Origin of the sequence: Microbulbifer sp. A4B17 (assembly GCF_003076275.1) — a bacterium.
GTDB lineage: Bacteria > Pseudomonadota > Gammaproteobacteria > Pseudomonadales > Cellvibrionaceae > Microbulbifer.
Map to the genome: position 1 here is coordinate 1,882,807 of NZ_CP029064.1, position 11,313 is coordinate 1,894,119.

The 11,313-nt window shown below is 49.3% G+C and carries 8 protein-coding genes; 7 read left to right on the forward strand and 1 reads right to left on the reverse strand.

Translation table 11 applies throughout. From position 1 onward, the window contains the following. Positions 1-34: 34 nt before the first annotated feature. From BTJ40_RS08555 to BTJ40_RS08575, 5 genes are all read left to right on the forward strand, one after another. Positions 35-3,142, forward strand: coding sequence for an efflux RND transporter permease subunit (locus tag BTJ40_RS08555; RefSeq protein WP_108732683.1), 3,108 nt, complete (start codon positions 35-37; stop codon positions 3,140-3,142). Between the two features lie 291 nt (positions 3,143-3,433). Further along, positions 3,434-5,641: a hypothetical protein gene (locus BTJ40_RS08560; protein WP_108732684.1), complete on the forward strand. Its 2,208-nt coding sequence runs from the start codon at positions 3,434-3,436 to the stop codon at positions 5,639-5,641. A gap of 241 nt (positions 5,642-5,882) precedes the next feature. Then, entirely contained in the window at positions 5,883-6,434 is a 552-nt protein-coding gene (locus tag BTJ40_RS08565) for a DUF1524 domain-containing protein (protein WP_108732685.1), read from the forward strand. A 76-nt stretch (positions 6,435-6,510) separates the two neighbouring features. Continuing rightward, positions 6,511-9,240, forward strand: coding sequence for a DEAD/DEAH box helicase (locus BTJ40_RS08570; protein ID WP_108732686.1), 2,730 nt, complete (start codon positions 6,511-6,513; stop codon positions 9,238-9,240). Positions 9,241-9,323: 83 nt separating this feature from the next. Next, positions 9,324-9,626, forward strand: a complete 303-nt coding sequence (locus BTJ40_RS08575; protein ID WP_108732687.1) for a hypothetical protein — start codon at positions 9,324-9,326, stop codon at positions 9,624-9,626. Positions 9,627-9,750: 124 nt separating this feature from the next. Here the strand turns inward: BTJ40_RS08575 and BTJ40_RS08580 are convergent, their stop codons facing one another. Continuing rightward, entirely contained in the window at positions 9,751-10,065 is a 315-nt protein-coding gene (locus BTJ40_RS08580) for a DUF6471 domain-containing protein (RefSeq protein ID WP_108732688.1), read from the reverse strand. Between the two features lie 148 nt (positions 10,066-10,213). Here BTJ40_RS08580 and BTJ40_RS08585 point away from each other — a divergent pair, with 148 nt between their 5' ends. Both BTJ40_RS08585 and BTJ40_RS08590 read left to right on the forward strand, forming a co-directional pair. After that, on the forward strand, positions 10,214-10,618 hold the full coding sequence (locus BTJ40_RS08585) for a DUF2170 family protein (RefSeq protein ID WP_108732689.1): 405 nt from the start codon (positions 10,214-10,216) through the stop codon (positions 10,616-10,618). Continuing rightward, a complete protein-coding gene (locus BTJ40_RS08590; protein WP_108732690.1) occupies positions 10,615-11,310 on the forward strand; it encodes a PspA/IM30 family protein in 696 nt (231 codons plus the stop codon). Before BTJ40_RS08585 ends, BTJ40_RS08590 begins: the two co-directional genes overlap by 4 nt. Positions 11,311-11,313: the final 3 nt, after the last annotated feature.

The window sequence follows — 11,313 nt, forward strand, 5'->3', positions numbered from 1 at the left end:
CAGCTCTGGCCCTGTAAACAGTGGGGAAAATGTTGTGAAAATTTCTGACGTATTTATAGAAAAGCCGGTTTACAGCTGGCTGTTAATACTGATTTGCCTGATCGGTGGTCTTTGGGGGCTCTCAGATATTGGTCGCCTGGAAGACCCTGCGTTTACGATCAAGGAAGCTCGTGTGTACACCTTTTACCCGGGGGCCAGTGCCCAGCGTGTAGAAGAAGAGGTCACCGAAAAGCTTGAAGTAGCTATCCAGCAGATGGGGCAGCTCGATAAGGTGACTTCTACTTCAAGTCCAGGAATGTCCGAAATTCGAGTGGAAATAAAGGACCAATATGCCTCACAGGAACTCGCCCAGGTCTGGGATGAACTGCGGCGCAAAGTCAATGATGCTCAAAGTGATCTGCCCAGCGGTGCTTTGCCTTCCGTTGTGAATGATGATTTTGGTGAGGTTTACGGCATTTATTATGCGATTACCGGAGAAGGGTTTTCGCTGACCGAAATGCGTGAGATTACCAAAGCGATTCGCCGTGAGTTGCTGGGGGTAGAGGGTGTTGCCAAGGTATCCCGCTCGGGCATTATCGACGAAGTGGCTTACCTGGATATCGATGAGTCGCGCCTGGCCCAGTTTGGTTTCTCCTTGGATGATTTAGCTCAGGTGCTGCAATCAGAAAGCTCGACCCAGAAGGTCGGCGAGATTGGTGGCCAGGATTTGCGTACCCGCATACTGGTTGATAACCCTGCAAGTGATTTGGAATCCATTCGAAATATTCTCGTCGGTGTGCCCGGTTCAACAGCGATGCTGGCAGTCCGGGATATCGCAGATATTTCTCTCGGCTACGATGACAGTCCTGGTTTTATTGCCCGCTTTGACGGTAAGCAGGCCATCCTGCTCGGTGTGGCTGGTGCCGAAAATACCAATATCGTTAATGTCGGTAAGGCAGTAGAGGCCAGGCTTGAGCAGATTAAACAGGCACTGCCCTTAGGTGTAGAAGTTCATCCTGTCTATGAGCAGCATCAGGTGGTAGAGGAGAGCGTTGACGGCTTCCTGTTTAACCTGGTGTCTTCCGTCGTGATCGTTACTCTTGTACTTTGCGTATTTATGGGGTGGCGTTCCGGCGTTGTAGTTGGCACTGTCCTCGGCCTGACTGTGTTGGGTACGGTGTTAATCATGAACCTGTTCGGTTTGAACTTGCAGCGGATCTCCCTCGGTGCCCTGATTATTGCGATGGGTATGCTGGTTGATAATGCCATCGTGGTTGCCGAAGGGATGTTGATGGGGGTTCAGAGGAAAGAAGAGCCGAAGAGTGCTGCCAGGCGCGTAGTGCGTCAGACCTTCTGGCCATTACTGGGTGCGACTGTCATTGGCATTATGGCCTTCTCCGGAATCGGCCTGTCCGATGATGCCACTGGTGAATTCCTCTTCTCCCTGTTTGCAGTCATCGGTATCTCCCTGCTGCTCAGTTGGATCCTGGCGATTACCATTACGCCTTATCTGGGGTATCACCTGTTTAAGCCAGGAAAACAAGCTGATTCGGAAGACCCTTACAACGGTCGCTTCTACAATATGTATTCTGGCGCTCTATCTGGAGCATTAAAGCTTCGAGGTCTGACAATTGCGGTGCTTGTGGTGGTAACCCTGGCCAGCTACTTTGCTTTTGGGTTTGTTAAGCAAGGGTTTTTCCCGAATTCAAATGCGCCGCTTTTTTATGTCAACTACTTCATGCCTCAGGGCAGCGATATTAAACGTACCGACAAAGCACTCCAGGAAGCGACTGCATTCTTCAAGGAGCAGGGTGAGGTTGTCTCCGTAACGGCAGTGGCTGGTCGCGGAGCCGATCGCTTTATGCTGACCTATGCTCCCGAGCCCCCCAATGCCTCTTATGGTCAGTTGATCGTACGCACAGAAAATCGAGAGCAAATCCCCCAGTTGATCGAGAGGGCGAAGGCGCAATTGCGAGTTGCGCAGCCGGAAGCACTGATCACATTCAAGCGGCTGGTGTTTGGCCCCGGTGGTGGATCGGACGTTGAAGTGCGAATTTCAGGTCAGGATTACCAGACACTGCGTGCCTTGGCTGTTAGTGTGGAGCAAAAATTCCGCGAGAAAGGTCTGGAAGATATTCGCCACGACTGGCGTAGCAGGGAGCCCACTCTCCACGCCCACCTGGATGATGAGCGGGCGCGTGTTGCCGGTGTTACCAATGCCGATGTCAGTCGCATGATTCAGTTTGCCACTGCGGGCTATACCGTAGGTGACTTTGAAAGCGGTGATCGCATTATTCCCATTGTTGCCCGTATGCCAGAGGGGGATCGCAATCAGGTTGGTTCATTGGAGGATCGTCTGGTATGGAGTCCCAATGAGCAGGGATATATTCCGGCTGGACAGCTGATAACCGATTTTGAACTAACCGCTGATGAAGGCCTGATTCAAAGGCGTGACAGGGTGCCGACTATTACCATCAGTGCAGATGCGCCTGAAGGGGTGACGGCGATGACAGCCTTCGGCCGTATACGCCCCTGGGTTGAGGAGATGAAGTTACCACCTGGCTTCAAGGTTGAATTCGGTGGTGAGTACGAAAGTTCTACCGATGCGCAGAAGTCATTGGGTAAAGGGTTGCCCTTGGGCTTCCTGATTATGATCCTGGTATCGATACTGCTCTTTGGCACTGTTCGCGAGCCGGTGATTATCTGGCTGGTTGTACCAATGTGTCTGGTGGGTGTGGTTGTCGGTCTGCTGGCGACAGGATTGCCATTCGGGTTTATGTCCCTTCTCGGCGTACTCAGCCTATCTGGTATGTTGATTAAAAACGCTGTGGTTTTGGTGGATGAGATTGAGGTGCAGACCCATGCGGGCTTACCCAGATTGACAGCAATCCAGCGGGCGAGTGTCAGCCGTTTGCGTCCGGTATTCCTCGCAGCCGTTACCACTATTTTGGGGATGTCCCCACTTCTGTTCGATGCCTTCTTTGCGGATATGGCCGTGACAATTATGGGTGGGCTTGGATTTGCCACGGTACTTACCCTGATTGCAATTCCCGTGTTTTATGCCGTATTTCATAAGGTCAAGCCCAATGAAATTATCGATGGTGAAGTAGAATCCAATCATAAGCAAAAAGAGGTAGCTGCTAGCGAACCTGTATCTGCTTAGTACTTTTTTGCCCTGTTGCAGGGCAGGCCTAAGAATCCTGCACTGAGCTATACTGCGCTTGGTGCAGGATTTTTTTGTTAGATTTTGTGAGTTCTCCCAGACATTCCCCGCTAAAAGAAAGCTTTCCCTTCAAAAATATGAATTTTTTCTTTTGAAAAAAGAAAATTTATTGAGTTAAATTTTATTGCCTGTAATGAAACCTTATTAAGCCTGTCATTTTGCATTACTACTCTATGGCGCCTTTATAACTAGAACTACCTTTGGGTGGGAAACAAGCGCATTGGAGCAGCAATGAAAAATTATACGTTTTTCAAACGGGCAGTGTTGGCTATCGCCATACCGGCAGTTTTGGCAGGTTGTAGCGACGATAATGATAATGATAGTCCAGTGGTGGAAATTCCAGATCCAGAAGTTCCTGAGGAAGTCAGTCTGTTCGAGTCTGTTGCTGAGTCTGAGGAGGCAGCGCACGTCGGCCCCTCAACAATGCAGCAACCACATGTTGTTGCGATGGCTGAAAACGTCAAGGTAATTAATCTGCTCAGCAATGGTTACCTTCCCACCGACTATACCAATGAAGATGTTCCTCAATCGGACATGCTGCCTATCTTCGAGGAGCACCCGAGTCTCGATGCTGCAGATACCGATGGCCTATATGTATTATCTGGAGAGCCAGATGGTCTGGGTTACCTGGATAATGATGATGGCACATTTACCCTGTTTATGAATCAAGAGCATTACAACTTTGTTGGTGGTGATGGGGTTGTCCTGGAGAACTCAAATCGTAGTCTCAGATCAACCGGTACCTTTGTTTCAAAATGGGTGATTAATAAAACCACGGGTGAAATTGAAGGCGGTGAAGATCTGATTAAAGGAGTTTATGCCTGGCGACGTACCCTGTACGACACAGAGGGTGCAATAGCCGAATCTCCGGGGTATACCTATGTAACACAGATGAAACCCTATTTTGATGCAGATGGGGATCTTGTGAATACCGGTGCATTCGAACGTTTCTGTTCAGCGACCCTGCCAGCTGAAACAGCTTTTTACAACGCTGAGAGCGGCAAGGGCACTCAGGTGCGGATGTTCCTGACCGGGGAAGAGAGCGATGGTGGTGAAAGTCTTAAAACCTATTACGATGGTTTGGTTGAGAAGCGGGGCTATGAAGGCCTTCGATTCGATGCCTTTGGTAGCATCAGTGGCAAAGCGAAAGCCAAGAGTGAAATCGAATCTGTTTATGAGTACGATAAATCTGAAATTTATATTGGTCGTGGTATAGCCGTCTTAACGACTGGTGATAATGCTGGTGATGCTTACGAGTTGCCGCTTCTCGGTAAATCTCGCTTCGAAAATATCGTACCCAACTATAAAGCACAGGATAAAACTGTACTGCTATCTGTCGATGATGAAAGGCCGCGTAGTGATGAGGATGACGCTTATCGCAATGGAGGCTTCCTCACGGTCTATGTTGGCGAAAAAACCAATGAAGGCAGTGAAGTTGATAAGGCGGGTCTAACCAATGGTGAGCTGTATGCGGTGCGGGTAGTGGATAGTGATGGTGCACCGGTAGTTGATTTTAGCGATAGTGATAATCGAGTCCTATTTGACGATAGTGAATTGATGTTTGAGCTGGTGCAACTCTCCAGCCAGGATACAGATGGCGATGGAAAGTCAGAAGATATTCGCGATATGAGCCAGGAGGCCTTTCGTATTCATACCACTGGAATGGAAGTTTCTCAGTGGCGTTCTCCTGAAGACGGTGATTGGGATCCATTAGACCCGAACATCTTTTACTTCGGAGCCAAGTACGGTGTTTACCAGCTTGAGTTTGCGGATATCACCAAGCCAACGGATGGTGGCTTGATCAAACGGGTAGTGAGTAGTAAATCTGACGGTGATATCACTGATAACTATGAAAATTTCGACAATATGGCAGCGGTAGCTGGTGTCGATAATAAAACCCGCTTGGTGTTGCAGTTTGATAAATCTAATTACTATTCGCCAATCTACGTCCTGGACCCTGAATCTGGAGAGATGATTCGTGTTGCCGAATTCAATCCAGAAATTATTGGTGATAGCGAGGACGAACTGGATCTGAAAATCGAAAAACAATTGGCAAGCGGAGAGCTGGAAGCTGAGCCTACCGATGAGGAGTACCAGGTACTTCTGGAAGAGCAAGTGGCTAGCAAGCCCTATCGTCAGTATTACTCGCAATCCTCTAAAGTGCGCAGCGGATTGGATGATACTGGAGTAGAGGCTGCAATCTCCACTGATGCCGAAGCTTCGGGGGTTATTTATGTTGGGGATATTCTGGGTGACGGTTGGTTCTTGAGTTCAACCCAGTTTCACTATGATTTTGAAGGTCGAGTGGATAGTTACCTGAATTCATTTAATGTGCGTGACCAAAAAAATGGCCCCTCTACACAATTGATCCAGGAAATGATGGCCGGCGGACAGTTGCACGCAATTTATATTCCTCAAGCGGTAGGGCTGGACAAGTAGCAAAACCTCTTTCTAAAAAATTATGCCCTGTCTAGCGTTAATCAGGCAGGGCATTTTTATCTCAGATGTTAAAAAACTGACCGAAATATCCTGCTCCTCATTGCCTTTGTTATAGCCCTATTTTTTCATTTGGGGTGTTTTTTATAACCTTTGAATCATTTCCTATTGATTTGAACCGGCGCATACAACTGGTACGCACTTTCTTGTAATCTAGAGCTCTGGTTTGATTGGTAGTTGATGTATGAGTGTTTGGTCGGTTTCTAGGTTTTTCTCCTTTGCTTTTGTTTTCTCCTTCAGTTTGTCCGCTTTTGCTGCGCCTTATGACCGGGCTGAGTGGCTACCCAAGTGGTCTGATCTCGACCGGGATTGCCAGGATACTCGCCATGAGTTGCTGATTCGCTATTCGCTGTCTCCGGTCACCTTTACCCGCTCGAACCATTGTAAAGTTGACACTGGGTTGTGGCTGGACCCATACACGGGCGGCTTCTTTGTAAAGGCTTCAGATCTTGATGTAGAACATATTGTGCCGCTGAAGTGGGCGCACGATCATGGGGGATCCGATTGGACACGCAAGCGAAAGCAGCGGTTTGCTGAGGACATTGAGAATTTATGGCTGGTTGATGACGGCCGTAATCAAAGTAAAGGCCACAAAGGGCCGGACAAGTGGATGCCGCCCTATGGACCAGTCAAGCAAGTTTACCTCAAGCGGTTTATGGCAATCGTAAATAAGTATGGACTTCAGTTGAGTGCTGGTGAGCGCCGCAAATATCAATCACTCATGGCGGATGGCTAGGGGCAAGTAATCTCTTGGGGTATTACAAAGTTCCGGTATCCGCTAGAATTTTGTTGTCCTCCAGGAGTCATCTGTTATGCAGCGCCACCCCAATAAGTTAATCGAATACTTTCGGCGCTGCTATCAAGCTGACAGTTACGACCTCTCCCTCAACAATATTCTAAATCTCAAAGCAAGTCGGCGCCTGTTCGTAGATGGGCGAGACTATTTGGGATCTGATGAGTTACCACGTGTACCTGTCTCCGCCACTGCGGGAGCGAAACTGCTGGAACAAGTGGATGCTTACCGAAAGGAGCGGCGACTAATTTATGGGTCCCTGTTTATTTGTGGAAATATCTCACAACAGGCTGGGTTGACCGCAAAGCGCAAACTTTGTGCGCCACTACTTTATTTCCCTGCCAAACTACATTTTGACGAAGATTATTTTGTAGAAATCAACTCTGCAAATATTTGCGTTAACCTTCCGATTTTGCGCCAGCTTTTAAAGCCAGATGTCGAGTCCTCAGTAACAGATAGCTTCCCGGTGCTTGCTTCACTGTTGTCCTGGACACAGCTGGCTGATGTTGGTCGCTGGCTAGCCCGTTACACCGTGTTGGAAAATGTGGAGGAATTGGGGTGTTGGCCCAAGTTGAGAGGACAGGCTGCGATTGAAAGCGCTTCAATGAATGCTCAGTTATCCCTGGTCTCTGCAAGTGCGGTAATTCTCGCGGACAGATCCAGGGGCTCTCGGGGAGTGTTGCACGAGCTGCGGCTCTTACATCGGGAAAAACATTTACCCGCACCGCTACAGGCATTATTGGGAGAGTGCCGCTGGCAATTTCCACAGAAGGCTTCTGAACCCGATATGTTACCGGGGCTGTTGAGTGAGGCTCAGGAGAGCGCATTGGAGAATGCTGCCCGCTTTCCATTGAGTCTTGTTTCAGGGCCACCTGGCACTGGGAAGAGCTTTACGATTGCCGCTATGGCTATTGATCGAGTGCTACAGGGCGAAAGCGTCCTGGTGGTATCGAAAACCCCGCAAGCACTGGATGTAGTGCGGGATAAATTGCGAAGTGAATACGGGCTTACCCAGGGGTATGTGCGCCAGGGAGAAAGGGGTTTTATTCCCAGTTTAAAAGCCCACCTCGATAGGTTGTTGAAAGAGGGGGTGGAGTCTCCAGGAAGAAAGCCTTCTCAGGCCAGGAGTATGGTAAAGAAGGCCTATCGCGATTTGCGAAGCCATGAAAGGCACTTTTCCAAGGCGTTGCGGACAGTGCGCTTTGTTGGCGCAGGTCGGCTTACCCGATGGGCGGTAAGACATGCCTGGAAGCTCTTTGCAAGCCGCTTGAGTGTGAAAAGCCTGTGGGGATTTCAAAGTGCGATTGATGATTGTCGGCGCCGCTTTGAGAATCTGGCCAGCCAATACCTGAATATTTACCGTCAAGAGAAAATGCGCAAGCTCCTGGAAAAGGACAGGGGCACCCTGAGCCAGTTTAACCAGGCGTTGCGATCTCGAACTTCGAAGGTACAGGCGGAGCGCTTTGCCAAGACCGATATGGGGGTGGTATTGCAGGCGTTCCCCATATGGCTGGTGGAGGCAGATGAGCTTAATGAAGTACTGCCGCTATTGCCCGCCATGTTCGATATGGTGGTGTTCGATGAGGCAACTCAGTGTGATATCGCCAGTTCTCTGCCTGCTCTTTTTCGGGCGAAGCGGGCAGTGATTGTCGGGGATAGTAAACAGCTGCGGCATGTTTCATTTCTCTCCCGTAAGCGGCAGCTGGGTATCTGGCTGGGAGTGATGAACGATAATGACTTGCCGGTAACGTTGAGCTACAGGGATCAATCACTTTTAGATTTGGTTTCTGATGCAATACCTACTCAACAGGCTGTAGTAATGTTGGATGAGCACTTTCGCAGCCATCCAGAGCTCATCGCATTCAGCAACCACACTTTTTATTCCGACCGCCTGAAAATTATGCGGGCCAGGCCCAAGCCATTGCCAGAACCGGCACTGGAGTTTCATCAGCTATCCGGTCGCCGAAGAAAAAATGGTAGAAACTCTGTAGAGTGCGACTGGGTTATTCAGCAGTTGGAAGCGCACTTTGAACGCTATGCTAGTGCTGAAATTCAGCCGTCAGTGGGTGTTTTGTCTCCCTATCGGGATCAGGCAGATTATCTGGAGGGAGAGCTTACCAAGGCCTTCTCTTCGCAGCAGTTAGATAGTTTTTCAGTGCGCGTTGCTACTCCCTATGGTTTTCAGGGAGAGGAGCGAGATTTGATGCTTATCTCTATGGCGATTGATAGTCAGTCGTTGCGCGCGGCCAGCTACTTAAACCGTGAAGATATGTTTAATGTTGCAGTTACCCGGGCAAAAGAAAAGCAATTGGTTGCACTGTCGGTTGACCCCCAAATCCTTCCCTCGAACCATCTTTTACGCCGATATACCGAGTTTTCACACTCCATTGGTGGTCACTTGGAGAGTGAAGAGATTGTCTGTCGTTTTTCCAGTGACGTCAGCCGGTTATTGACACAATATGAAATTACTCACTGGGTGGGTTTTCCTGTGGCTGGGCAAGTTGTGGATGTGGTTTGTTCTGTGGGCGGGCGCTTTATAGGTGTTGACCTGATAGGTTATCCCGGCGATTTCGAGTCTTATTTCAGTGTGAAGGTGTACAAGGCACTGTATCGGGCGGGTATCCCAGTTTTTCCCTTGCCTTATGTGAACTGGCTGAGAGATCGGCAGGATTGTATTACACAGTTGCTGGCGGCCCTTCAGGAGGAGGCGGTTCCGCTGCCCCAGTTGGCAGTTTCGGGCAGTCAGTAAAGCTGTTCTTAGGGGGCAGAGATGAAAGTTGCGCCGTAACTGCTAATCTTCAAGGAGATTTGAGCAAAATCCAGAGTTAACTTATGAAATCCTGGTTGCTGATTCTCTCTCTGAGTGTGGTAGCAATTGCTGGAGTGCAAGTCTGTTTCGCTGATCCCCAGCAGGTGCAAGGGGTGCGAAGCCCCACTTTAAGTTTCTGCCAGTTGCGATTCTATGAGGAGGATGATGGACGCCTCTACTGTAACTGGGCAGTGAATTTCAGGTATGCCTGCTTTGTTTGGTGGCCGACGAATAAGATTATCCCCGCCGGAGCTAAGCTCTCAGAGCCAGAAGTTGTTGGCAAATGCGGTAATGGTGAGCCTGTAGTTAAGTTGCATCACTATTAACTCACCGGTAATAGGAGTGATGCAGGTGAGTTGTTAATGCCTCCTCCAGCCAGTGGGTACGCATCATGGCTGACGACACAGTCAAAGTGTGACCGCGTGTACTGGTGTCCAACAAGGTGGCGTGTTAGCTTTTCTCCTGCTCGGCATAGAGTCCTCGATCTTGCAGCTCACGGGCCTGCTTGAGGATTTCAAGCATGGCGCTGTCTTCTACCGACATGGCATCGATGATGGCTGCCAGCAGATCTGCTGAAAACATGCACTTGCTGACTTTGCTGCGCAGGTTTTCCGGTGTCATTGAAATTCCTCTCTCAGCCAGTGCTTGGGCGAGATCTCCGTAACGCATGCCCTTTAGCGCCATTGATGCGCGTACATAGCGAGCAATAGCCTGCTTGTAAGGGGTCAGTGCTTGCTGGTTGCTCAAGCTTTGCTTGTGGTCCATGGGCTCTACTCCGTCCTATTAACTATCACCAATGTGGTAAATATTATCTTTGTGTGTATTATTTGCAACATTAGTTTGTAATAAGTTATTGACCGCAGATTTTTTGGTGCTATATTTGTGACCAATATTCCACAGCGAGGGAGTTGAGATGACCTGGAACAATGAGAACCTGCGCCAATTGGCGGAAAACCACTCCGGATGGGTGGTTGAGTCTGAGGGGGATTGCCTCAGTATTTCCAACGATGAAGGCGTCGATGCGTTTGTCTATGTTGGTGAGAAGCAGATAGTTGTAGAGAGCATACTGTTTCCCGTGAGCCAGGTAGATGATGTGGCAGCGCTCAATGAAATGGTTCTGCAGACACATCAGCTGGTTCCACTGACCGCTATTGCGATCAAGAATATTGGTGGTGAGAACTACTACGTCGCTTTCGGCGCACTGTCAGTATCCAGTAAGGACGAAGTTGTTATTGAGGAGGTTGAGACCCTGTTTTCCAATGTGGGTGACTTCCTGGATTTATTTGCCGATCATTTTGAAACGGAGGGTGTAGCATGAGCCTTAAAAGAATCTGGACTGCTTTGAAAGGCGCAGTAAACGAGGGAACAGAAGCAGTAGCGGATAGCCAATCCATTCGTATTCTTGACCAAGAATTGCGCGAGGCGAAGGCAGAATTGAAAGCTTGCGACGAAAATCTGACCAAAATCATGGCGAAGCGCAAACTGACTGAAAGTAAGGTTCAAGCGCTGCAGGCCGATATTGAAACTTATAGCACTCACGCTATTAACGCGAGTGAAAAGGGCGATAACGAACTTGCTCTTGAGTGTGCAGAGCGTGTGACCGAGCTGGAAAGCCAACTGGAGACTGAGCGCAGTATCCTGGATGGATTCCTGAGTTCAGAGAGTACCCTGAAAGGTAACATTACTCAGGCAAAAACCAATGTACGCCGCATGGAGCAGCAGATCGACCAGATCAAAGCGACTGAGTCTGTTCAAAAAGCGCAGGTAGCGGTTTCTTCCCGCCACATGGGTGCTAACAGCAAAATCAAGACAGCGCTGGATAGCCTGGACCGCATCAAAAGCAAGCAGGAGCAGCGCGCTGCTGAGCTTGAAGCTGCGGAAGAGCTGGCCTCAGAGGAATCTGGCTCCAGCCTTGATGCTAAGCTGAAAGCAGCGGGGATCAAGCCCGGCGGCCAGACCAGTGGCAGCGATAAGTTGGCCCAGCTGTTAGCGGGCCGCGAAAAGGCTTAATAC

Excerpts from the sequence above, each read along its gene's own strand:
- BTJ40_RS08590 (WP_108732690.1), top strand. The coding sequence starts at position 10,615 with ATGAGCCTTAAAAGAATCTGGACTGCTTTGAAAGGCGCAGTAAACGAG.
- BTJ40_RS08580 (WP_108732688.1), bottom strand. The coding sequence starts at position 10,065 with ATGGACCACAAGCAAAGCTTGAGCAACCAGCAAGCACTGACCCCTTAC.
- BTJ40_RS08570 (WP_108732686.1), top strand. The coding sequence starts at position 6,511 with ATGCAGCGCCACCCCAATAAGTTAATCGAATACTTTCGGCGCTGCTAT.
- BTJ40_RS08560 (WP_108732684.1), top strand. The coding sequence starts at position 3,434 with ATGAAAAATTATACGTTTTTCAAACGGGCAGTGTTGGCTATCGCCATA.
- BTJ40_RS08575 (WP_108732687.1), top strand. The coding sequence starts at position 9,324 with ATGAAATCCTGGTTGCTGATTCTCTCTCTGAGTGTGGTAGCAATTGCT.
- BTJ40_RS08585 (WP_108732689.1), top strand. The coding sequence starts at position 10,214 with ATGACCTGGAACAATGAGAACCTGCGCCAATTGGCGGAAAACCACTCC.
- BTJ40_RS08565 (WP_108732685.1), top strand. The coding sequence starts at position 5,883 with ATGAGTGTTTGGTCGGTTTCTAGGTTTTTCTCCTTTGCTTTTGTTTTC.